General features: G+C 70.1%; 20 protein-coding genes. 10 read left to right on the forward strand and 10 right to left on the reverse strand.

Translation table 11 applies throughout. From position 1 onward, the window contains the following. Positions 1-18 precede the first annotated feature (18 nt). Positions 19-423: a hypothetical protein gene (locus AC1HFH_RS19595; protein WP_480244245.1), complete on the forward strand. Its 405-nt coding sequence runs from the start codon at positions 19-21 to the stop codon at positions 421-423. Between the two features lie 62 nt (positions 424-485). On the opposite strand, the gene AC1HFH_RS19600 is transcribed toward AC1HFH_RS19595, so the two are convergent. Further along, positions 486-1,952, reverse strand: coding sequence for an MDR family MFS transporter (locus AC1HFH_RS19600; protein WP_480244246.1), 1,467 nt, complete (start codon positions 1,950-1,952; stop codon positions 486-488). A 531-nt stretch (positions 1,953-2,483) separates the two neighbouring features. On the opposite strand from AC1HFH_RS19600, the gene AC1HFH_RS19605 reads away from it, so the two are divergent. Then, a complete protein-coding gene (locus AC1HFH_RS19605; protein ID WP_480244247.1) occupies positions 2,484-3,596 on the forward strand; it encodes an acyltransferase family protein in 1,113 nt (370 codons plus the stop codon). Positions 3,597-3,607: 11 nt separating this feature from the next. Here the strand turns inward: AC1HFH_RS19605 and AC1HFH_RS19610 are convergent, their stop codons facing one another. Continuing rightward, positions 3,608-5,233, reverse strand: coding sequence for a LuxR C-terminal-related transcriptional regulator (locus tag AC1HFH_RS19610; RefSeq protein ID WP_480244248.1), 1,626 nt, complete (start codon positions 5,231-5,233; stop codon positions 3,608-3,610). An 87-nt stretch (positions 5,234-5,320) separates the two neighbouring features. Beyond that, the gene (locus tag AC1HFH_RS19615) at positions 5,321-6,427 is read right to left on the reverse strand and encodes a flavin-containing monooxygenase (protein ID WP_480244249.1); all 1,107 of its coding nucleotides are present in this window, start codon (positions 6,425-6,427) and stop codon (positions 5,321-5,323) included. A 179-nt stretch (positions 6,428-6,606) separates the two neighbouring features. On the opposite strand from AC1HFH_RS19615, the gene ribB reads away from it, so the two are divergent. Continuing rightward, positions 6,607-7,269 (forward strand): 3,4-dihydroxy-2-butanone-4-phosphate synthase, encoded by a 663-nt coding sequence (ribB, locus tag AC1HFH_RS19620; RefSeq protein ID WP_480244250.1) that lies wholly within the window; start codon positions 6,607-6,609, stop codon positions 7,267-7,269. A gap of 23 nt (positions 7,270-7,292) precedes the next feature. On the opposite strand, the gene AC1HFH_RS19625 is transcribed toward ribB, so the two are convergent. Further along, positions 7,293-7,829, reverse strand: coding sequence for a DUF3145 domain-containing protein (locus AC1HFH_RS19625; RefSeq protein ID WP_480244251.1), 537 nt, complete (start codon positions 7,827-7,829; stop codon positions 7,293-7,295). A 99-nt stretch (positions 7,830-7,928) separates the two neighbouring features. After that, complete coding sequence (locus AC1HFH_RS19630; RefSeq protein ID WP_480244252.1) at positions 7,929-8,744, reverse strand: serine hydrolase domain-containing protein; 816 nt, start codon at positions 8,742-8,744, stop codon at positions 7,929-7,931. A 39-nt stretch (positions 8,745-8,783) separates the two neighbouring features. On the opposite strand from AC1HFH_RS19630, the gene AC1HFH_RS19635 reads away from it, so the two are divergent. Further along, positions 8,784-9,983, forward strand: a complete 1,200-nt coding sequence (locus AC1HFH_RS19635) for a serine hydrolase domain-containing protein (RefSeq protein ID WP_480244253.1) — start codon at positions 8,784-8,786, stop codon at positions 9,981-9,983. Positions 9,984-9,997: 14 nt separating this feature from the next. Here the strand turns inward: AC1HFH_RS19635 and AC1HFH_RS19640 are convergent, their stop codons facing one another. Further along, positions 9,998-11,128, reverse strand: coding sequence for an NDMA-dependent alcohol dehydrogenase (locus AC1HFH_RS19640; protein ID WP_480247909.1), 1,131 nt, complete (start codon positions 11,126-11,128; stop codon positions 9,998-10,000). A 116-nt stretch (positions 11,129-11,244) separates the two neighbouring features. Beyond that, complete coding sequence (locus AC1HFH_RS19645) at positions 11,245-12,309, reverse strand: phosphotransferase family protein (protein WP_480244254.1); 1,065 nt, start codon at positions 12,307-12,309, stop codon at positions 11,245-11,247. A gap of 79 nt (positions 12,310-12,388) precedes the next feature. Between AC1HFH_RS19645 and pabB the strand changes: the two genes are divergently transcribed. Next, entirely contained in the window at positions 12,389-14,596 is a 2,208-nt protein-coding gene (pabB, locus tag AC1HFH_RS19650) for an aminodeoxychorismate synthase component I (RefSeq protein WP_480244255.1), read from the forward strand. A gap of 227 nt (positions 14,597-14,823) precedes the next feature. On the opposite strand, the gene AC1HFH_RS19655 is transcribed toward pabB, so the two are convergent. After that, positions 14,824-15,324, reverse strand: coding sequence for a hypothetical protein (locus tag AC1HFH_RS19655; RefSeq protein WP_480244256.1), 501 nt, complete (start codon positions 15,322-15,324; stop codon positions 14,824-14,826). A gap of 78 nt (positions 15,325-15,402) precedes the next feature. Between AC1HFH_RS19655 and AC1HFH_RS19660 the strand changes: the two genes are divergently transcribed. Beyond that, positions 15,403-17,043, forward strand: coding sequence for a TerD family protein (locus tag AC1HFH_RS19660; RefSeq protein ID WP_480244257.1), 1,641 nt, complete (start codon positions 15,403-15,405; stop codon positions 17,041-17,043). 39 nt (positions 17,044-17,082) lie between these two features. Here the strand turns inward: AC1HFH_RS19660 and AC1HFH_RS19665 are convergent, their stop codons facing one another. Continuing rightward, the gene (locus tag AC1HFH_RS19665) at positions 17,083-17,376 is read right to left on the reverse strand and encodes a hypothetical protein (RefSeq protein ID WP_480244258.1); all 294 of its coding nucleotides are present in this window, start codon (positions 17,374-17,376) and stop codon (positions 17,083-17,085) included. Positions 17,377-17,581: 205 nt separating this feature from the next. On the opposite strand from AC1HFH_RS19665, the gene AC1HFH_RS19670 reads away from it, so the two are divergent. Continuing rightward, positions 17,582-17,854: a hypothetical protein gene (locus AC1HFH_RS19670; RefSeq protein WP_480247910.1), complete on the forward strand. Its 273-nt coding sequence runs from the start codon at positions 17,582-17,584 to the stop codon at positions 17,852-17,854. Positions 17,855-18,019: 165 nt separating this feature from the next. On the opposite strand, the gene AC1HFH_RS19675 is transcribed toward AC1HFH_RS19670, so the two are convergent. Beyond that, positions 18,020-18,508, reverse strand: a complete 489-nt coding sequence (locus AC1HFH_RS19675) for an FBP domain-containing protein (protein ID WP_480244259.1) — start codon at positions 18,506-18,508, stop codon at positions 18,020-18,022. Between the two features lie 242 nt (positions 18,509-18,750). Between AC1HFH_RS19675 and AC1HFH_RS19680 the strand changes: the two genes are divergently transcribed. From AC1HFH_RS19680 to AC1HFH_RS19690, 3 genes are read left to right on the forward strand one after another with little or no spacing between them, the layout of a single operon-like run. Next, a complete protein-coding gene (locus AC1HFH_RS19680) occupies positions 18,751-19,086 on the forward strand; it encodes a hypothetical protein (RefSeq protein WP_480244260.1) in 336 nt (111 codons plus the stop codon). Further along, the gene (locus AC1HFH_RS19685; protein WP_480244261.1) at positions 19,086-20,393 is read left to right on the forward strand and encodes a hypothetical protein; all 1,308 of its coding nucleotides are present in this window, start codon (positions 19,086-19,088) and stop codon (positions 20,391-20,393) included. Before AC1HFH_RS19680 ends, AC1HFH_RS19685 begins: the two co-directional genes overlap by 1 nt. Then, a complete protein-coding gene (locus AC1HFH_RS19690; protein WP_480244262.1) occupies positions 20,390-21,388 on the forward strand; it encodes a DUF8176 domain-containing protein in 999 nt (332 codons plus the stop codon). The genes AC1HFH_RS19685 and AC1HFH_RS19690 overlap by 4 nt, the downstream gene beginning before the upstream one ends. Positions 21,389-21,399: the final 11 nt, after the last annotated feature.

Raw genomic sequence — 21,399 nt, forward strand, 5'->3', positions numbered from 1 at the left:
ACGAAAGGACCGATGGTGATGATCACCTCCACCGCACCCCGCACGGCCGGCACCACCCCGCTGCGACTCGCCCTCAACGGTGACGGCGCCGCCACGCTGGCGACCGGTGTGCTGCTGATGCCGCTCGCCTGGGTGCTCGATTCCGTGCTCGGCCTGGCCACTGCGTTGCTGTTCGGTGCCGGGGCACTGTTCGTGGCGATCGGAGCCACGGTCCTGTACCTGGGTACCCGCAGGAGGATCCCGCGCCGGGGCGCGTGGGTCGTCGTCGCGATCAATATCGGCTGGACCGTGGACAGCCTGATCACCTTGGCCGCGGACTGGCTCGATCCCACCGCACTCGGCACCGCGGCGATCCTGCTGATCGCGGCATTCACCGCGGTCATGGGCGCAGCGCAGCTCTACGGTCTGCGTTCGGAACACTGATCGGATCGCAGATACGCAGCAGGGCGCGCCCGCAATCGCGGGCGCGCCCTGAGTGTCGAGCGTCAGTCCTTGACCAGGAGCACCGGGTCCTCGGCCGGTTCCTCCGACGGATCCGCCGGGGAGTCCGCGCGGTTCGGCAACAGCACCGCCATCACGATGACGATCACGGCCAGGGCCGCCGAGATGCCGAAGGCCAGCGCCATGCCGTCGAGCTGGGCGGTCGCCGGATCTGTGCCCTCCTCGATCAGCGAGGTGGCCCGGGCCGACATCACGGTCACCACCAGCGCGGTACCGAACGCGGCGGAGACCTGCTGCAATGTGCCCAGCATGGAGCTGCCGTGCGAGTACAGATGCGGCGGCAACGCACCCAGGCCGAGGGTGAACACCGGGGTGAACGAGGCCGCCAGCGACACCATCAGCAGGCAGTGCAGGGCGAGCAGTTGCCAATACGGCATGGTCATGGAGATCTGGGTGAACCCGGCCAGGGACAGGGTCACGCCGATCGCCCCGGGGATGACCAGCGGCCGGCTGCCGAACCGGTCGAACAGGCGTCCGACGGTCGGGCCGAGCAGACCCATCGCCAGGCCGCCCGGCATCACCAGCAGGCCGGTCTGCAGTGGGCTGAGATCCCGCAGGTTCTGCAGGTACAGCGGCAGCAGGATCATCGAACCGAGCATCGCCATGAATGCCACCGACATCAGGACCAGGGCCTTGCTGTAGGTGCGCGACAGCAGGATCCGCAGGTCCAGCAGCGGTGTGCCGGTCCGCTGCAGCTGGATCTGCCGGGCGGTGAACAGCGCGACGAGCACGACACCGGCGGCAACGATCAGGGCCGGGGTGGCGACGCTGCCGACTTCGAAGCGGCTCAGCCCGAACACGAGGCCGCCGAAACCGACGCCGGCCAGTGCGACACTGAGCCAGTCGATGGCACCGGATTGCGGTTCACCGACGTTCTCCAGCTGCCGCAGCCCGAACCAGGTGACCGCACCGGCGATCGGGAGGACCAGCACGAACAACCAGCGCCAAGAGGCGACTTCGAGCACCAGCCCGGACACCACCGGCCCCATGGCAGGCGCGACCGAGATCGCGAGGGTCACATTGCCCATCACCCGGCCGCGATCCTGTTCCGGCACCACCGTCATCAGCGTGGTCATCAGCAGCGGCATCATCACCGCGGTACCACCGGCCTGAATGATCCGGCCGATCAGCAGCACCGCGAACGTGGGTGCGACCGCCGACAGCGCGGTACCGGCCAGGAAGACCCCCATCGCGATGGTGTAGGCCTGCCGGGTGGTGACCCGCTGCAGGAACCAACCGGTGACCGGGATGACCGCGGCCATGGTCAGCATGAAGGCGGTGGAGACCCACTGCGCGGCCCGCTCGGTGACCTGCATATCGGCCATCAGACGCGGGATCGCGTTGATCATGATGGTTTCGTTCAGGATCACCACGAACGTGGCGAAAACCAGCAGTCGAACGACCGTGGGGGTCCGCCGCCCGGTCGGGGGATCGGATATTTCGGCGGGCATGCATACCTCCGGTTCGTTCGTACGTGCTGGTTCCGGTGACCGAGACGGCACCGCCGGCCACATCGGATACGACGGGCTCTCCGGGCTCAACTCATCGGCCGGGCGAGTATTCCTCCGGGCACCGACAGTCGGCCAGTGGTTTTCCGTGAATGACAGTGTCCACCACTGAGTGGACGGTACTCCGACCTGGCAATATCCCCGGATCAGCTAACCGAATGGTGACACTCGTCACCGCAACCACGGAAGTCGTTTCCGGCGCAGATGTGTTTCCAGCCACTGCCGACCACACCGCAAATGACCGAATCGCCACTTCCCCTACCCGAGGCACAGTCCGATAAGCGCAGGTCAGTGGCAGCACACCCGGAAACGACGGGTGAATCCACGGAGAACCGTCGCCTGACCCCGAGCCCACGGCACGGCTGGTTCGGACACCTTACCCTCCGGTAAGCTGCACCGGCGTCGCGGCAGGACCCCGGATCGGGCGAACAGAAGCGGCACCACTGTTCGACACTTCCGGGGGGACGAGGATTCATGCACGACGCGGCACGCCCACTACCCGAACTCGGCCCCGGGACGACACCGGACACCGACGGCCACACCCCCGCCCCGGCACGGCCCCGGGTGGAATGGGTGGACACGGCCAAGGGCATCACCATCTGTCTGGTCGTCCTGCTGCACGCCGTCGATGCCCTGGACCGGCGCGGACTCACACCCGACCTGTGGCACGCCGTGAACGGGTTCGTGCAGCCGATCCGGATGCCGCTGCTGATCGCCGCCTCGGGTCTGTTCGCCGGCGGTATGCTGGCCATGCCTTGGTCGCGCATGCTGCGCACCCGGGCCGCGCATCTGTTCTACCTGTACGCACTGTGGTTGCTGGTCTTCTTCGTCGTCCACAGCCTGCTCCCGGCCGAGGCCCGCATCAGCGGATATGCCCAGCTCGACACCATTCCGGGCCGGTTGATCGACCCCAGCAACTCGCTGTGGTTCATCTACGTGCTCGCCCTGTTCGGCATCCTGGCGAAACTGATCGCGCCGCTGCCGCTGAGTGTCCAGTTCGCCGGCGCCGCGCTGATGGCGATCGCCACCTACGGCCGATACGGGTTCATCGCCGACCTCGACTTCGCCTGGCACAACTTCGGCAGTTACTTCATCTACTTCCTGCTGGCGGTGCACGCCCGGACGCTGATCGTCCGCCTCAGCAGCAGGATCGCCGGCTGGATGGTCCTGCCCGCCCTGGCCGGCTACGCCGCTACCTATCTGCTGGTGATCGGCACCGATGTGCTCGACCTGCCGGAGCTGCGGCTGATCGTCACCACCGCCGGACTGATGTTCGGGGTCGTGCTGGCCAACTGGCTGGTGCGGACTCCGGTGGGCCCGATGTTCCGCCGGATCGGCGGCCGCACACTCGCGGTGTACGTGATGATGGACATCATGATCGGCTCGGCGGTGTACCTGCTGCTGCAGCTTCCGGGCCTCGGGGAGCTGACCGCCCTGACCTTCGTGCTGCCGGCGTTGGTCACCGCCACCGCGGTCGGCGCCGCCTACTTCCTCGAGGGCGGCCTTCGCGGGATCGGGATGAACTTCCTGTTCGAGCTGCCGCCGCGGCTGCGCGGTACCGTACCCCGCCGCCCGGTCGCCGCCTGAGGCCCGGCCGGTTACACCAGGTGGTTCTCGTGTGCGAAGGCCGCCGCTGCCGTCCGCGATCGCACCGAGAGCTTGGTGAAGATGTTGGACAGGTGCCGGGCAACGGTTTTCTCGCTGAGCACCAGCCGCGCCGCGATCTCCGGGTTCGAATGCCCGGCCGCGACCAGCCGGAGCACTTCGACCTCGCGGGCGGTGAGGCCGCCGGGGAGTTGCGGGCGCGCGAGCTGTTCGGCCTGCCGCCGAGCCGGTTCGGCTCCGATCCGGTGCAGGATGTCCTGCGCGGCGCGCAACTCCGGTCCGGCCGAGGAGTCGTCCCCCAGCGCCCGTAACGACCGGCCGATACCGATGCGGCAGCAGGCGGTTTCGTAGGGGGCGTCCAACACGGTCCAGCCCCGGGCGGCCGCGCGGTAGGCCGTGAGCGCGGGCGCCCAATCGGCTCGCGCCGCGGCGATGCCGGCGGCGGCATGGTCGGCGGTGGCGCGGAGCGCCGAGCAGCCGAAGCCGGTGCCGATATCGTCCAGCTCGGCACCCAGTTCCGCGGCCTCGTCGACGGCACCGTCGGTGAGCAGGATCTCCACCGCGGCCGGCAGGATTCGACAGCGATGCACCGGATCGCCCGTCTCGGTGAGCAGGCGGCGCGCGGTGGCAGCTGCGGCCGCCGTATGGCCCTGCGCCAGCCGGAGCAGCGCGAACCCCGGCTGCGGGTCGTGGCCGTGCTCGGTCGCGTCGGCGTAGGCCCGTTCCGCCGCCGCATACTCGCCGCGCAGCCGGTGCACCTCGCCGGCTTCGGCCCGGGCCAGGCCGGCTGCCCCCGGCGTGCCGAGCGCGGTGTAGCGGCGGACGGCGCGGCCGAACTCGTCGAGCGCGGCATCGTAGGCACCGTGCAGCCGCATCAGCTGCCCGCGGTGGACCGCGCACTGCCCGGTGAACATCACCAGCCCCGGTTGTCCGTCACACCAGCCGGTCAGCGCCATCGTCCACTGTTCGGCGCGGCCGAAGTCGCAGATCTCCTGACAGGCCTCGATCATCGCGCAGTACGCCTGGCCGGCGAAGAACGTCGACACTGCGCCGCTGACCACCCCGGCCAGCGCCTCGTCCAGCTGTTCCAACCCGGCCCGGACCCGGCCGCTGTACAGCGCGAACCGGCCCTGCGCAACCAGACCGGTCGCGATCAGGTCCGGATCGCGGAACCGGTGCCCGCACGCGGTGATCTCCTCCGCGCAGCGCAGCGCGGCGCCGAAGTCCCCGGCTCCGAGCGCCGCGAACATCTCCGGGATCAGCAGGTAACCGTGCTCCACCACCGGTTCGGGCAGATCGGCGAGCAGCCGCCGGCCCCGGGCCACCCAGCCCCCGGCGACCGCCGCTTCACCACGTTCGGTCAGCACCTGCGCCAGCCAGAACGCCGTGCGGACCGCCGCCCGCGGGTCGGGAACGGCCTCCTGGATCCGGTAGGCCCGTTGCAGCGCCTGGATCGCATCGTTGCTGTGCCCGGTGAGATAGGCCGCGGCAGCCAGCCGCGCATAGTCGTCGCCGGCCAGCACGGCCGGCTCCGCCGCCTGCAACCCCGTGTAGGCGGCCACCCAGTCCCGGCGCTCGTAGTCCTCCCGGGCCTGCACCAGCCGGTCGACGATGCCCATCGCTCTCACCGCCCATCGCGATCACCCGCTTCGGACGATACGCGCGGCAGGTCACGCGCTCGGCACGATCGCGACGGGCGATCCGGCTCAGGCCGCGGCCGCGGTGGCCACCGGGCGGCGGGCCGCGATATGCCGCGCCACGTGTTCCGCGTCCCGGCCGACACCCGGGAACACCATCGAGGAGAAGGCGTACTGGAAGCTCAGCCCGCAGAAGTACAGGCCCGGCGCCTCCGCCACCACGCCACGGTACTCACGCGGCCACCCGTCCGCACCGACGACCGGCAGTTCGAGCCAGTCGAACACCTGCCGGAAGCCGGTCGCCCACACAACGGTGCGGATGTCCTCGGCCACGGTGCCGTCGTCGAACAGCGGCAGGCCGTCGCGTACCCCGCTGACCCGGGCGGTCACCCGCCGCACTCCACGGCGCGCCAGATCGGCGCGCTTGACCCGCAGCATCGGTCCACCGTGTGCCCGGGTCTCGCGCATCTGCTTGCGCCCCATCGGAGTGCGCCGGGTCAGCACATGCCGCCAGAGGAACACCAGGACCGGCAGCGCCGTCCGGATCCGGCGGGAATCCCAGCGCAGCGGGATCTCCCCCGGGTCCCGCCCGCAGAGTGTGGTCGGCCGGGTCCGGGCGAGTTCGTAGGCGATATCGGTTCCGGAATGCGAAGCACCCACCACCAGTACCGGTCCCGGCGGCAGCTGTTCGGGCCGCCGGTAGGAGCTGGAATGCAGCTGGGTGATGCCGGGGGCGAGCCGGTCGGCGAAGTCCGGAACGTTCGGTGTCCGGCCGAAGGTTCCGGTCGCGACGACCACGTTGTCGCAGGTGATCGCGCCGTCGGTGAGTTCGGCCCGGTAGCCGCCGCCGGGACGCGCGGTGAGCCGCTCGACCCGGGTGCTGGTGCGCACCGGGAGTTCCCATTCGACGGCGTAGGTCTCCAGGAACTCGGCGACCGCATCGCGGCCGGGGTAGCTCCACTTGTCCGCGGCCGGGAACGGGCTGCCGGGCAGGCCGCTGTACTTCGCCGGCGTGTACAGCTGCAGCGAGTCGTAGTGGCAGCGCCAGTTGTCACCGAGCCGGGCATTGCGCTCCACGATCAGGCAGGCGCGGCCGAACCGGCGCAGGTGGTACGCCGTGGCCAGGCCCGCCTGGCCGGCCCCGATGATCAATGTCTCGACGTGCTGGGTAGTCATGGCGACCTCCTGGTCCGTTGTCGGACCTCGACGCTATGACCGGGGTCACATCTACGGCATCGGCCGTTTCACCCATTCGGCGGCGGCACCGCATGGGTGGTCTGCCGCAGTGGCGCCGCCGACCGGTACCGTAGGCACAGATCATCTCGAGTGCCGGATCATCGACGAGAGGCGCAGCGATGAACGATGCGGAGACCGATCGGCCCCGACCCTGGCTGCTGGATCCCATCGAAGACGCGCTCACCGCACTCGCGCGCGGCCTGCCGATCGCGGTGGTGGACGCCGAACACCGCAAGAACGAGGGCGCGCTGGTACTCGCCGCGGAATGCGCCATTCCGGAATCGCTCGGATTCCTCATCCGCTACACCGGTGGGGTGATCTGCGCGCCGATGACTGCGGACCGGGCCGACCAACTGGATCTGCCGCCGATGGCGGCGCACGGCGCGAACCGGCACCGGGCTGCGTTCACCGTCTCGGTCGACGCCACCGCCGGGGTGAGCACCGGAATCAGTGCCGCCGACCGGGCACTCACCCTGCGGCGGCTGGCCGATCCCGGCACGGTGCCTGCCGATCTGCACCGGCCGGGGCATGTCTTCCCGGTGCGGGAACATCCCGGGGGGCTGGCCGCCCGGCCCGGGCACACGGAGGCGAGCACCGAACTGATGCGGCTGGCCGGGTGGCAACCGGTCGCCGCGATCAGCGAACTGTGTCACGACGACGGGACGATGATGCGGTTGCGGGCGGTGCGGAGCTTCTGTGATGCGCATCGGCTCAAGCTGATCGCCATCGATCAGGTGATCTCGTTCCGCGGCACCCCGGCAGCGCTCCGCGCCCTGGTGTGAATGCCCGTAGTGGCCCGCCGGAATCAGCCGACGTGCCGGTGCAGCCAGGTGACCTCGGCGCCGGTGGCGTCGGTGCCGCGCCGATACGATTCGAGATCGTCGTCCCAGGGGGTCCCGAGCGCCCGCTCGAGTTCGGTGGGCAGGTCGTAGGTGCCGTGCGCGTCCAGTTCCTGGGCGGCCTGCAGCATGGCGCGCACCCGCATCTCACCGAGCATGACATCACCGCTGGCGCTGGTGGAGCCGTGCCAGAGGCCGAGTCCGGGGACGAAACTGTAGCGTTCGCCGTCCACGCCTTCGCTGGGATCCTCGGTGACCTCGAAACGCAGCACCGGCCAGTCCCGTAGGGCCTGGGCGATGCGGGATGCGGTGCCGACCGGCCCGATCCAGTCGCTGGCAGCACGTAACTGTCCGTCGGCGGGCTGCGCCGTCCAGCGCAGGCCGGCCGGAGCGGACAGGGTGGTACTCAGCGCCCACTCGACGTGCGGGCACAGCGCGGCAGGCGAGGAGTGGATGTAGACCACACCCGCCGTCGCATCAGCGAACTGACTCGATGCGCGCACCAGCAACACCTCCGGCTCGACCAGGGACGTCTTCCCCAACGACCCGTCGACCCGGCGCTGCCCGAGTGTACTCGAGTGCCCGGTGTTGCACGTGGTACTTCAGGTCCCCCGGCGTGTTTCGGCGATCACGGCATCGCTGAACGGCGGCCAGGCGGCCCGCGCCCAGTCGCCGAAATCCCGGTCGGTCAGTACCACGCACGCCGTGCCGATTTCCGGATCGACCCAGATGAACGTGCCCGACTGGCCGAAATGACCGTAGGTCCGCGCCGAGTTGTCCGCACCCGTCCAATGCGGTGTCTTGCCGTCGCGGATCTCGAATCCCAGCCCCCAGTCGTTGGGCCGCTGGGACCCGAATCCGGGCAGCACTCCGTTGCGGCCCGGGAACTGCACCGACACGGCCTCGGAATGGGTTTGCGGGGAGAGTAGTTTCGGCTCCAGCAATTCTGCGGCGAACCGGGTCAGATCGGCGACGGTCGACTCCGCGGCGTGCCCGGCCGATCCGCGCAGCACCGAATTCGTCATCCCCAGCGGGACGAACACGGCTTCGTGGAGATAGTCCGGGAAGGCGATCCCGGTCTCCGCGGCCACGAAATCGGCCAGCAGCGCGAACCCGGCACTGGAGTAGATGCGGCGCTCCCCTGGCGCGGCGAGCACCTCGGCCGAGTCGAACGCCACCCCGGAGGTGTGGGCGAGCAGATGCCGCACCGTCGAACCGGGCGGCCCGGCGGGCTGGTCCAGTTCGATCGCACCTTCTTCCACCGCCACCAGGACCGCATAGGCGACCAGCGGCTTGGTCACCGAGGCCAGGCGGAACACCCGGTCGATGTCTCCGGTACCGGACGACCCGGCCGCGGTGACCACCGCGGCGGCCGCGTTCCGGGCAGGCCACTGCTCGATCCGGTCGAACGCTCGCATACCGGCAGCCTACGAGACGTCGCTACGATCGACTGCATCATGGCAGCGGTACCCACCATCCACGGCGACGTCGAGGCCGGTTACGGCCCGGTCGCCGACGCTTTCCGCCGGAACTTCGCCGAACACGGTGAGATCGGCGCCGCGGTCGCCGTCTACGAGGGCGACCGTCCCGTCGTGGACCTGTGGGCGGGTTTCCGGGACCGGCATCGGACCGTGCCGTGGGAGCGGGACACGATCGTGCCGATCTTCTCCTCCTCCAAGGGGCTCTCGGCGTTCACCCTGGCGGTCGCGGCGTCCCGGGGCCTGCTCGACTACGAAGCACCGGTGGCGCAGTACTGGCCGGAATTCGCCGCGCACGGCAAGGACCGGATCACCGTCCGTCAGCTCATCGACCACCAGGCCGGGCTGTCCGAGCTGGACCGGATCGTGAAGCTGCCGCAGCTGGCCGATCCGGACGGGCTCGCCCGCATTCTGGCCGACCAGCGCCCGGCGTGGCGGCCGGGTACCCGGCACGGCTACCACGCGCTCACCCTGGGCCTCTACCAGAGCGAGCTGCTGCGACGGGTGGACCCGGCGGGCCGCCGGCTCGGCCGGTTCTTCGCCGAAGAGATCGCCGCACCGGTCCGGGCCGATGTGTTCATCGGCCTGCCCGCCGCGGAGCCGATGGACCGGATCGCGGTGCTGTCGGCCACGAAAGGCCTCGACATCCTCCGCTACGAGCGGGACCTGCCGCTGCGTATCGGCGCGGAGGTCTACGCCAAGCGTGGGCGTTCCTATGCGGCCCTGACCAATCCGCGACCGGGCGCTCCGGCCCGAGCCGCTCGCCGGGAGTTCCTGGAGGTCGAGTGGCCCGGGATGAACGGGGTCGGCAATGCCCGGGCCCTGGCCGCCGTCTACGGCGCGGCGGCCGCCCGGACCGGTGCCCTGCCGATCTCGGACGCGGTTCTGGACCGACTGGCCGCCGCCGATACCGCCGACGATGTGCCCGCCGCGGATCTCGTCCTGCACACCGCGAGCCGCTATCATCTGGGGTTCCGGAAGTCCTGCGGCAGTTTCCGGTTCGGTTCCGACAAGCGCGCCTACGGAACCACCGGGCTCGGTGGCTCCTTCGGATTCGCCGACCCGGCGACCGGTCTCGGTTTCGGTTACACGATGAACCGGCTGGGCATGGCGATCCTCGACGACGTGCGCAGCCGCAACCTGCGCACCGCCCTCCTGGCGGCGCGCAGGCGCGGCTGATCCCCGGGGCGCTCTTACCAGTCGGCTTCGGTGTAGCGGATGATGCCGCGGATGTTCTTGCCGTCGAGCATGTCCTGATAGCCCTGGTTGATCTCCTCCAGCGAGTAGCTGCGGGTGACCATATCGTCCAGGTTCAGCTGGCCGGCCTTGTAGAGCTCCAGCAGGCGCGGCGCGTCCTGCCGGGCGTTGCCACCACCGAAGATGCAGCCCTTCACCGTCTTCTGCAGCATGCAGAGCAGGAAGCTGTTCATCTTCACATCGCCGGCATCCATCCGGCCCATCGAAGTGACCACCAGCGTACCGGCCTTCGAGGTGAGGATCAGGCCCTCCTCGACGTAGTCGCCGTGCATCTCACCCATGGTGAGGATGGTCTTGTCCGCCATCCGGCCTTCGGTGGCCTCCATCAGCGGCACCACCGCCGCCGACATGCTCTCGTAGGTGTGTGTGGCGCCGAACTTCGCCGCCTGCTCCCGCTTCCACGGGTTCGGGTCGATCGCGACCACCTTGGACGCACCGGAGAGCACGGCACCCTGCAGGGCGCTCATACCGACACCACCGACGCCGGCGATCACCACCGTCTCGCCCGGGGAAACCTCCGCGACGTGGGTGGAGGACCCGAATCCGGTGGGCACACCGCAGCCGACCAGGCAGGCGACCTCGAACGGGATCGACGGATCGATCTTCACGACCGAGGTGTGGTGCACGGTCATGTACGGCGCGAAGGTGCCGAGCAGGCACATCGGGATGACGTTCTCCCCGCGCGCCTGGATCCGGTAGGTGCCGTCACTGATCGCCTGGCCCATCAGCAACCCGGCGCCGAGATCGCACAGCGCCATATGTCCGGCCACACAGGCCGGGCACCGGCCACAGGCCGGGATGAAGGACAGAATCACGTGATCGCCGACCTGCAGGTCGGCCGGGCAGTTCGGCCCCAGTTTGGTGATGACACCGGCGCCCTCGTGCCCGCCCATCACCGGGAACGACGGCATCGGCGTCGCACCGGTGACGATGTGATGGTCCGAGTGGCACATCCCGGCGGTTTCCATGCGGATCTGCACTTCACCCGCGACCGGATCACCGATCTCGATCTCCTCCACGGACCAGGGCTCGTCGAGCCCCCACAGCACCGCACCCTTCGTCTTCATCCCGGTCGCCCTCTCACCACGGCAGTAGATCTCTGTGACAGCACTCACCCTACGAGGAATCCGGCAAAAATGAAACGTGTTCTAGAAAATTTCCGGGTGGCTCCCGCTGGATGGGATCAGTCCATCAGCCGCGACGCCCGGCCGAACAGCTCCACCGCCACGCTGTGCAGGAAATCGCCGATGGCGACCGGCGCCTGACCGGCGAAGGCGCGGGCATGGGTGCCCTCCAGAACAATGCCCAGCTTGAAGCACGCCAGCACGGTGTACCAGGGCACGGCATCGAGGTTGCGGCTGGAGAACCGGGCGTAGTGGGCGGCCATCTCCTCGGGAGTGGGCAGGCCGCCGACACTGCCGAGCGTGCCCATCAACGCGGCGCCGGCGGTGCCGGGTTCGGGCCGGGTGGCCAGCTGCCAGCCCAGGTCCAGGAGCGGATCACCGATGGTGGACATCTCCCAGTCGACCATCGCCCGCACCTGGGGTCCGGTGTAGTCGAACATCATGTTGGCCAGGTGGCAGTCGCCGTGCAGGATGCCCGGCGTCCAATCCGCCGGACGGTGCCGCTCCAGCCAGTCGGCCACCTGCTCGACGCCGGGCAGTTCCGGCCCCGGATAACCCGCGGCCGAGCCGTACGATTCGAGCTCGCCGAGCCAGCGCGGCACCTGCCGTTCCAGATAGCCTTCCGGGCGCCCGTAGTCGGCCAGGCCGAGCGCCCGGTAGTCGAGCTCACCCAGCCGGGCGATCGCCTCGACCGCGGACAGACCCATCGCATGCCGCACCGCCGGATCACCCGCATGCAGCGGCGGCAGCTCGGTCTGCGGATTGAAGCCCTCGATCGGTTCCATCAGATAGAAGGAAGCCCCGATCACCGACTCGTCCGGACAGGCGGCGATCACCTGGGGTGCGCGCACCTCGGTGGCACCGAGCACCCCGAGCAGCCGGGCTTCCCGGCGGATCACCTCGTTGCTCTTGGCGCGCAGGTGTTTCGGCCCGCGCCGCAATACGTACTCGCGGTCACCGCGGCGGAAGCGGAGCATGATGTTCTGGGTGCCGCCACCGAGCGCGACCACCTCGGTGATCGGACCGTCCGGCAGCCCCTGCCCTTCCATCCATGCACCGATGGCCGCGAAGTCCGCGGTTTCACGATCGACACCGTCCGGCTGCGAAACAGACATGGGCGACATTCTGCCGGACACCGGGACCGGGCCGGGTCCGAACGCCGAGGGTTCGCCGGAAGCCCCGCGGCGTAGGGTTCTAGCCACCATGCGCACGTTGCTGATCGACAACTACGACTCGTTCACCTTCAATCTCTACCAGCTGATCGCCGAGGTGAACGGGGTACCGCCGACGGTGGTGCGCAACGATGCGGTGGCCACCGTCGCCGACCTGCATCCGGAGAACTACGACAACATCGTCATCTCTCCCGGACCGGGCCGTCCGGACCGGCGGCGCGATATGGGTATCTCGACCGCGGTGATCGCCGAGACCGAACTGCCGCTGCTGGGCGTATGCCTCGGCCACCAGGGCGTCGTCGTCGCGGCGGGCGGTGTGGTGGACCGGGCGCCGCAGCCGCATCACGGCCACCTGGATCGGGTCCGACACTCCGGTAGCGGAATGTTCGCCGGACTCGCCCAGGACTTCACCGTGGTGCGGTACCACTCGCTGTGCGCCCGGCAGCCGCTCCCGGACGATCTGGAGGTGACCGCCAGCACCGAAGACGGTGTGGTGATGGGGGTGGCCCATCGCGGCCGCCCGCAATGGGGGGTGCAATTCCATCCGGAGTCGGTGGCCGGGGAGCACGGCGCGGCCCTGCTCGCCAACTTCGCCCGGCTGACCGAAGCGCATCACCGGGGTTCCGGGGTGGGTGGCCCCGCCGCACCGGCAGCGAATCACCCACCGGCGGCGCGCTCGATCACGGTAGGTGCGCCCGGCGCCGCGTCGGCACCACCGGTGGCCCCGACCGTGGGCAGCGGGCCCCGCAACGCACAGCCGTCCGGTGGCGCACAGCCGCCCGGTGGCGAGCCGGATGGCAACGGACCGGGCCTGCACTGGCGCCATGAGGTGCTCGAGCGGGCGGTGGATACCGAAGCGGCGTTCCTGCGGCTGTTCGCGGCCGCGCCGACGGCGTTCTGGCTGGACAGCGAACACGTCGAACCGGGGCTGGACCGGTTCTCGTTCCTCGGTGACGCGAGCGGGCCCCGGGCGGAGGTGGTGCGCTATCGGGTCGGCGACGGTGCGGTGACCGTGGAAACAGCAGCGGGCCGCCGGACGGAGGCGGGCGGGATCCTGGACTATCTCGACCGGGAGTTGCGGCGGCGCGCGTGCCCACTGCCCGATCTGCCGTTCGACTTCGCCGGCGGCTACGTCGGGTATCTGGGTTACGAGGTCAAGGCCGACTGCGGTGCTCCTGCTCCGCACCGTGCGACGACACCGGACGCCCAGTGGATCTTCGCCGACCGGTTGGTGGTGGTGGACCACGAAGCCGGGCGCACCCACCTGCTCGCCCTCACCGACCCGGCGGAACCGGACACCACCTGGTTCCGGCAGGTTCGCACCGCACTCGAGACCGTTCCCACCTGGGCGAATCCACCGGATCTCGAGGTGCCGGCCGACCCGGAGGCGGTGGCCGACCGGCTCGCCCGCGGACGCGACCGCTACCTGGCCGATATCGCGGTCTGCCAGGAGAAGCTGCGCGCCGGTGAGTCCTACGAGATCTGCCTGACCGACAGCGTCACCGCCCCGGCCCGGCCCGGTGACGGGCTCGACTTCTACCGGCGGCTCCGGCGGTGCAACCCCGCCCCGTACGCCGCCTACCTGCGTTTCGACGATCTGCACGTGGCCTGCTCCTCCCCGGAGCGCTTCCTCAAGATCGACCGGGACCGAACGGTCGAGAGCAAGCCGATCAAGGGGACCGCGCCCCGCGGCGCCACACCCGAACAGGACGAACGGCTGCGCCGGGCGCTGGCCGACGACCCCAAGACCCGCGCCGAGAATCTGATGATCGTCGACCTGCTGCGCAACGACCTCGGCCGGGTCTGCGAGGTCGGCAGCGTCCACGTGCCGAAGCTGATGGCCACCGAGACATACACGACCCTGCATCAGCTGGTCTCCACTGTTCGCGGCACCCTGCGCCCCGATGCCGGTGTGGTGGACTGCCTGCGGTCCTGTTTCCCGGGTGGTTCGATGACCGGTGCCCCGAAGCTGCGCACCATGGAGATTCTCGACGAACTGGAGACCGAAGCGCGTGGGGTCTATTCCGGCACCATCGGGTTCCTCGGCCTGGGTGGAACCGCGGACCTGAACATCGTCATCCGCACCGCCGTCCGACACCGGGACCACTGGCGGATCGGCGCAGGTGGTGCGATCGTCCTCGACTCCGATCCCCGGGCCGAATACGACGAAATGGTCCTCAAAGCCGCGGCCACCTACCGCGCCGGGGCGGTGACGACCGAAACCGGTGCTCCGGCGTGACCTCCCGACGCTCCGGCGTGACCGCCGGTCTCACGGTCGGCGAGCACGGTCGACCACACCGGCCTGCCGCACGAGGCCCGGCCGGATACCTGTTTCCCGAACCGCCCACCTCTGAGCGACAATCGCCTGACCTGGACGGGTGACCGGACATTTGTCGCTCAGAGGTGGGCGGTTTGCGACAGGTACCCGGAATCCGGGCGGCAATCGGGAAGATCTCCCGACTGCCGTCAGCTCCGGCGCCGAGGCCGTTTCCGCTGCGGCGGCTCGGGCGGTGGTTCCGGCTCGTCGCCGCGGCCGGTGATCCGGCCGAGCAGCCCGACACCCGGGAGTTTGGCCAGCGCCCCGAACAGGTCCTCGCCGAGCGAGATCATCGCCTCCAGCCGGGGCAGCAGCCGGTCGTAGGCGGCGAATGCCGGGTCCGCCAGGGCCAGCGTGCGGTCCAGCCGGTCGATGGTGCTGTTGAGCCGGTCGATGGCGATGCTGAGGTTGTCGATCAGTTCCGGCAGTTGCGCGGCCAGCTGCGCCGAGGCCGGTGGGAGCTTGACCGCCGCATCGAAGGCGTAACCAGCGGTCTGCTGGGCGGCTTCGACCGCCTGCCCGGCAGCAGCCTGCGCCGAGCCGACCGCGGCCTGCGCAGCGGCCAGCAGATCCGCCGGATTGGGTACCCGCCGCGAGGCGGGATCAGGTTCGGGTTCCTGCCCCCGGCCCCGCTTCTTCGGGTTCGTCATGAGACCACTGTGCCGCACCCGGTGCCGGATCAGCCGGTTTTCCGGCGTGTCGTACCGGCGTGGCATAGTGCGAGCACGATGAACCTCAGCAAGGGCGCGCACGCACCGGTCCCGACATCTCTTCTGACCGTGGTGATTTCATGGCGGTCCGCGCACGCCGTCGATGCGAATGCACTGCTGCTCGACGAGTCCGGACGGGTGCGCACCGACCGGGATTTCGTCTTCTACAACGCGCCCCGGCACATCTCGCAGGCCGTCACGCTGGACCAGCAGCCCGATCCGGGCACCGCCCGGCTGAGTATCTCGCTGCCCAGAACCGAGGCGGCCGTGTCCCGCATCGTCATCGGGGCCTCCCTGGAGAACGGCACCTTCGGCCACCTCGACGAGCTGACCGTGACGGTGCTCGACGCGAACGGACCGGTCGGCCGGTTTCCGGTCACCGAGGTCGAACCGGTATCGGCGCTCATGTTCGGCGAGTTCTACCGGCACCCGGACGGCTGGCGATTCCGCGCCGTAGGACAGGGCTGGGCCGGTGGACTGCCGGCACTGACCACCGAATTCGGCGTCGGCGGGCCGGACGACGACGAAACCGCCCGGGCGAACACCGCACCCGCGTTGTCCAGGCACCGGTACACGCCACCACCACCGCCGCCGCCCGATCCCGACCGGGCCGATTGGCATCCGGACCCCGGCGACGGCAGTCGCCTGCGCTGGTGGGACGGCACCGAATGGACAGGCGACCGACGGGATCGTCCCGGCGGGCTACCCGGCCGGTGCCCGCGTTGCGACCGTCCGCTGCGCCGCCGGCTGCTGCGCGGATTCGCTCCCTGCGCACCGTGCGCCGACGAGATCGGCGAGTACCTCGTGCACTGGCACAACCGGGCGGTGCGGGTACTGGCGACCGAGGGAACCGGCAGCACGACCTGGGACGAGCTGTGGTCGGCGCTGCGGTACCACCGCATCGAGGCCGAACGCGGCCGGGCGGAGCTGCGCGGGGCGGGCTTCGCGCAGGTCGAGCGGTTCGTGGCGTTCGCCTTCGCGGACGGCGAGGTCGCCCAGGACGAACTGGACGAATTCGAGCGCACCGTCACCGCACTGGACCTGCAGGGACCACTGATCGACGACCTGCGGCGCCGGATGCATCGCGGTCGCACCCTGTCCCGGCTGCGCGGTGGCGAACTACCGGTGGTCGACGCGCCGCAGCTACACCTGGATCCCGGCGAACGCGTCCACCTCGATCTGCCCGCCGAGCAGCTGCGGCAGTTGAGCCGCGGGCCGAAGCGCAGCCCGGGGCGGCTGATCGCCAGCAGCAAGAAGCTGCGGTTCGTCGGCGTCGGTGCGGGAACCGAACTGCCCTGGAACCGGATCGTCTCGGTGCACCCGGAACACGGCACTGTGGTGGTCGCGGCCACCTCGGCGCGCGGCGGTGCGACCTTCGGTGTCGCCGATCCGGACTATGTGGCCGCCGCGCTCGAGGGCGCCCTCCGGATCGCGAAGCGCCTGGTGCTGGCGCCCGGCAAACGGGACACCCGCAGCATCCCGCAGGACATGAAGGCGCAGGTGTGGCAGCGCGATGGCGGCCGCTGCGTGGAGTGCGGCGACGGGCACTACCTGGAGTTCGACCATGTGATCCCGCTCAGCCGGGGCGGTGCGACCAGCGTGCCGAATCTGCAGATCCTGTGCCGCGCCTGCAATCGCGCCAAGGGCGCCCGCCTCTGAATGACCGCGACACACCCGGAAATCGGCTGTCGTCGCAGATCAGGTGCCTATAATCGCGTTCATGATGGTGCCGCCACTGGTGGCGATGACACCGCCGGCCATGGCGCCGGCGATCATCTTCGGCGACTGCATCGCGCCGCCGCTCCACTTCTCCCAGGCGAACTTGCCGCCGGCGAAGGTGATCGCCACGACCCCGGACAGGATGGCGAACCAGGTGAAGTACTGGACCATCTGCATGATCTTGTCCTCTAGCGGCGGCGCCTCCGGGGTAGGGTTCGCGACCTGCGCAAACGTGGTGACCGCCTCGGCCGCCGACGCCATGACGATGCTCATCGACCTATCCCCTTTTCCCGCTTCCCGCGAACCGTGTTCTGCCGGTGACACATTCGAACAGACCTCCAGGATACGGCCCCTGACCGGGAATTCACACCTGCCGCAGCTCGATCCGGCGGCGAGGTACCTGCATCCGCGCGCCGGACCGGATACGATTTGCTGCAGTGCCCATGTTCCCCCCATCGCGAGTGAAGTGAGCAGACACATGATCCTGGCCGCCGTCACCGACACCCTGGCGCAGCTCGGCAACCCCACGCCGGAGGCGCCGCCGGTCTCGGACAAGATCCTCCAGCTGGTTCGCTACTTCACCTGGTTCGTGCTGCTCGCCGGCGTCACGGCCATCACCTACGCCGGTGGCCGGTTCGCCTGGGAGAAGTGGACCGGCGGAGGCCTGGAGTCCCCGAAGATGGTCGCCGGCGCCATGATCGGCGGTGCCGTGGCAACCAGCGCCGGAACCATCATGAACGCGGTCCTCTGACACCGGCTTTCGAGGGCGCGAGACGAACGAGGCGGTCCGGGTATCGACCCCGGGCCGCCTCGACCGTGTCGCCCCGGCGCCCGGCCGGGTCCGGATATCGAGTGTCGGCGCATGGCGCCTGCCTCCGTTCGAACAGCTGCGGTCATCGGTGGTTACCGGGATGGATCAGGCGTACAGGCGCTCGATGAACGCCGTCAGGTTCGCCTGCACCCGGGCCGCCTTCTCCTCGACGGTCAGATCCTCGCGGTAGCGACTGCCCGCGGCCGGCCGCAACTTGTTCCGGGCATACAGCGAGCAAGCCAGATCGGTGCAGAGATAGCTGCCGACCGTGTTACCGCGCCGCCCGGCCTCGCCGGTCTTCTTGGCCGTCATCAGCGCCACCCCGCCACCGGTGTGGGTGGTCAGGCAGAACGCGCACATCTGCGCCTTTCCCGACCCACCGGTCTGGAATCGCATCGCCACCCCGACCAGCCGGTCTGCCTGCGGCGCCACCAGATAGCACCGTCCGGCGTAGGACGCATCGTGCCAGCCGAGGAAGTCCAGTTCGTCCCAGGGCCGTTCGGCGAGATCCCGCGGCACCGACAGCCGCTTCGCCTCTCCTTTGGAACAGTTCACGAACGCCGAGCGGATCTCCGCTTCCGTGACCGACTGCATGGATTTCTCCTCTCCGTTCGCCGTTCGGCAAACAGTCGGCGACGCTACGGGGTGCCGACTGCCCGGGTCAACCGAATTTCCGCAGGTAGCCGTGGCGACTGCGCTCGCACGGAAGTCCTGTACCCCGGATCACATCCGCTGGATAATGCAACCTGATGCGCGGAGGCCATCGATGTGCGATTGTTCTGATGATGCAACGTCGGCTCCACGCCGCCACCTCACACGCCAGGGGGAGCGACCCGATGACCGAGACCACAGCTCCGGGACAGATGCGGCTCGACCCGGACGCGATCGACACCCATACCGCCACCGCCGTACGGGCCGCCACTCGGCTCGGTGACGCCGCCGCGGCGACGGCCACCGCCACCGCGACCGCCGACCTCTCCGGCCTCGGCATCCTCGGCCGCCGCTTCGCCGCGGCCTGGACGCAGGCGGCCGCCGACCACACGGTCACCCTGGACACTGCAGCTCGCCTGATCGACGCGATGGGGACCACCCTGCACACGCACGGCGACACCATGGTCGCCATCGATACCGAGACGGCGCGCCGGATCGAGCGCACCGAGGAGATCGTCTGATGGCCGTGAAGATGAACCGGGCGCCGGAGTCGTACTACGGGCCGACGATGGAAGCGTCGGTACTACCGACGATCGAGGTCGTCACCGGCCAGCTGCAGGAGATCCGGTCCTGGCTGGGCACCGGAACCGGCACCGCCGACCCCGAGCTGCTGGCCACCCTGGGCCGAGGCACGGAACTCACCGCCGACGCCGAACCTCCCCAGCGGCACGGCGTCCACGCACTGGAGTCGACCGACACCACACCGGCGGCGGTGCCCGCACTGCGCACCACGGCCCGCGAAGTCGCCGACGCCGCCGACCGGGGCGCCCAGCTGTCGACCCTGCTCACCGACGCGCACGCCACCCAGGCCACCCGCGCGGCCCAGATCGATGGGATCATCGCCCGATTCCGTGCCCAGGCCACCGCAATGGCCCGCGGCACCACCACCCCCGCCCAGGTGAATGCGATTCTCGATCTGGGGACAGCGGCGATCCGGGAAGCGGTCACCGTGGCACAGGCCGCCGCTACCGAGATGGACGATCACACGGCCCGCGCCGAGGCGCTCACCAGCGGGCTCGGCGGCAGCTGGAACACCGGGGTGACCGTCCCGCCCGGCTTCTCCTACGACCCGCAGGGCGGTATCGGTGGACCGGGTCTGTATTCCTCGTTCGCCGCACCCGCGCAGGACCTGCCCGAGGACCCGCAGCTGCGCGCCCAGGTGCTGGTGCAGCAGTACGCGATCAATGCCGGTGTGCAGTTGGCCAACAGCGCCCTGTCGGCCGGCGTCGAGGTCGGCGGCAAGCTGATCTCCGGCGTCGTCGATGTGGTGACGCACGGCATCGACGCCGGAGTGGATGTCGCCCGGCACGGCATCGACACGATGGCCGCATCGGCCGAACCCACCATCGGAAACGCGCTCGGCGGCGACCAGTCCCGGCCGGCCGGGACACCGCCCACCGCCCCCGGTGGGGAACGCGCCGGACTGTTCGGCGGGCTCGGTGGCGCACCGGCGGCGCCTGCGCCCAACGGTGGTGCGCCGCGCAGTGACGACTCGCCGGACGAACCGGAACGTGGGGCCGGGATGTTCGGCGGCCCGGCACCCGCTCCGCCCGCGGAGCCCGCGGCTCCTGAGCCCGCCCCGGCACCGGAACCGGCCCCTGACACCGAACCGGACCCGGGTCCGGCGGGCGGTGTGGTGCCGCCACCGATCCGACCGGCACCGGAGACCGAACGTCCGCGGCCGCCGGCACCGGAACCCGCTCCCGGGGAACCGACGCCCGAGCTGGCCCAGCCGGGGGTGATTCCGGACGAGGAGGGCGATCGGTGACCGATTCCGACCTGCCCCGGGCCGGGCAGCGCCCCGGCCCGTTCGACGGACTGGCGGACGCCCCGACCACCTACATCCCGGCCGCCACGCCCCGACGCACCGACCGCCCCGGCGCACCGGGGTCGGGGCGCCCGCTGCGTCGCCCTAAACCGGGACCGGCCGGCTGGCGGGATGCGGTCAGTCCCCGGGCCGTCCCCCTGGACCGGTCGCCGAACGATCAGCGGCCGCAGCCACCACCGAAACCCGCCGATCCGGAACCGCCGCAGCAGTTCTCCGGTTCCTGGAACTCCTGGGTGGAACCCGGCGATGCCGAGGCTCCGGATCAGCAACCCGTTCCGGACCACCCGGCCGAACACGACGACCCCTATCGGCCGTTGGAGTCGATCGACCTGCTCGACGACACCGACTACTACCCTGCCGAGCGCCGCCGCACCGGAAGCCGTGCCGGGATGCTGATCCTCGGTGCCGTGGCCGCCGTCTTCGGCCTGGTGCTGATCGTGATCGTCAACGTCGCCCTGGCCGGTGGCGAGGACCCCGAGCCCGAAGCCGCCCCCGCCGCAGCATCTTCCGACGGCGAAGCACCGACCTCCGCCCCGGTGGCCCCCGCTCCCCTGGCCCTGGCCGACTGCATACCCACGAAGACCGCCTTGGTCCGGATCGGCGCCGACGCCGGCGGCACCACTGCCCCCCAGGACGTCATCCTGGCCTTCCAATACCGTTACTACGTGGACCGGAACGCCACCGCCATGCGGGAATTGACCACCCCCGACGCCCGGGTCGGCTCCGCCGAGGCGATCCAGCCAGGCATCGACGCCCTCCCGACCGGCACCCGCTACTGCACCACCATCACCCGCGGCGACGGCCCCGGCACCTGGAACGTCACCATCCGCGTCCAACGCCCCGACGATCCGGACGAAAGCCTGCTGCGCCGCAGCATCACCACCACCGAACTCCCCGACGGCACCTACCGCATCACCGCCGTCGGGGCCGGGTGATGCGGGCCTGC

The sequence above is a fragment of the Nocardia sp. KT25-26 genome (assembly GCF_056627695.1).

Excerpts from the sequence above, each read along its gene's own strand:
- AC1HFH_RS19680 (WP_480244260.1), top strand. The coding sequence starts at position 18,751 with ATGACCGAGACCACAGCTCCGGGACAGATGCGGCTCGACCCGGACGCG.
- AC1HFH_RS19665 (WP_480244258.1), bottom strand. The coding sequence starts at position 17,376 with ATGAGCATCGTCATGGCGTCGGCGGCCGAGGCGGTCACCACGTTTGCG.
- AC1HFH_RS19685 (WP_480244261.1), top strand. The coding sequence starts at position 19,086 with ATGGCCGTGAAGATGAACCGGGCGCCGGAGTCGTACTACGGGCCGACG.
- pabB (WP_480244255.1), top strand. The coding sequence starts at position 12,389 with ATGCGCACGTTGCTGATCGACAACTACGACTCGTTCACCTTCAATCTC.
- AC1HFH_RS19605 (WP_480244247.1), top strand. The coding sequence starts at position 2,484 with ATGCACGACGCGGCACGCCCACTACCCGAACTCGGCCCCGGGACGACA.
- AC1HFH_RS19640 (WP_480247909.1), bottom strand. The coding sequence starts at position 11,128 with ATGAAGACGAAGGGTGCGGTGCTGTGGGGGCTCGACGAGCCCTGGTCC.
- AC1HFH_RS19675 (WP_480244259.1), bottom strand. The coding sequence starts at position 18,508 with ATGCAGTCGGTCACGGAAGCGGAGATCCGCTCGGCGTTCGTGAACTGT.
- AC1HFH_RS19655 (WP_480244256.1), bottom strand. The coding sequence starts at position 15,324 with ATGACGAACCCGAAGAAGCGGGGCCGGGGGCAGGAACCCGAACCTGAT.
- AC1HFH_RS19595 (WP_480244245.1), top strand. The coding sequence starts at position 19 with ATGATCACCTCCACCGCACCCCGCACGGCCGGCACCACCCCGCTGCGA.
- AC1HFH_RS19635 (WP_480244253.1), top strand. The coding sequence starts at position 8,784 with ATGGCAGCGGTACCCACCATCCACGGCGACGTCGAGGCCGGTTACGGC.
- AC1HFH_RS19645 (WP_480244254.1), bottom strand. The coding sequence starts at position 12,309 with ATGTCGCCCATGTCTGTTTCGCAGCCGGACGGTGTCGATCGTGAAACC.
- AC1HFH_RS19600 (WP_480244246.1), bottom strand. The coding sequence starts at position 1,952 with ATGCCCGCCGAAATATCCGATCCCCCGACCGGGCGGCGGACCCCCACG.
- AC1HFH_RS19615 (WP_480244249.1), bottom strand. The coding sequence starts at position 6,427 with ATGACTACCCAGCACGTCGAGACATTGATCATCGGGGCCGGCCAGGCG.
- AC1HFH_RS19670 (WP_480247910.1), top strand. The coding sequence starts at position 17,582 with ATGATCCTGGCCGCCGTCACCGACACCCTGGCGCAGCTCGGCAACCCC.
- AC1HFH_RS19630 (WP_480244252.1), bottom strand. The coding sequence starts at position 8,744 with ATGCGAGCGTTCGACCGGATCGAGCAGTGGCCTGCCCGGAACGCGGCC.
- AC1HFH_RS19660 (WP_480244257.1), top strand. The coding sequence starts at position 15,403 with ATGAACCTCAGCAAGGGCGCGCACGCACCGGTCCCGACATCTCTTCTG.
- AC1HFH_RS19610 (WP_480244248.1), bottom strand. The coding sequence starts at position 5,233 with ATGGGCATCGTCGACCGGCTGGTGCAGGCCCGGGAGGACTACGAGCGC.
- ribB (WP_480244250.1), top strand. The coding sequence starts at position 6,607 with ATGAACGATGCGGAGACCGATCGGCCCCGACCCTGGCTGCTGGATCCC.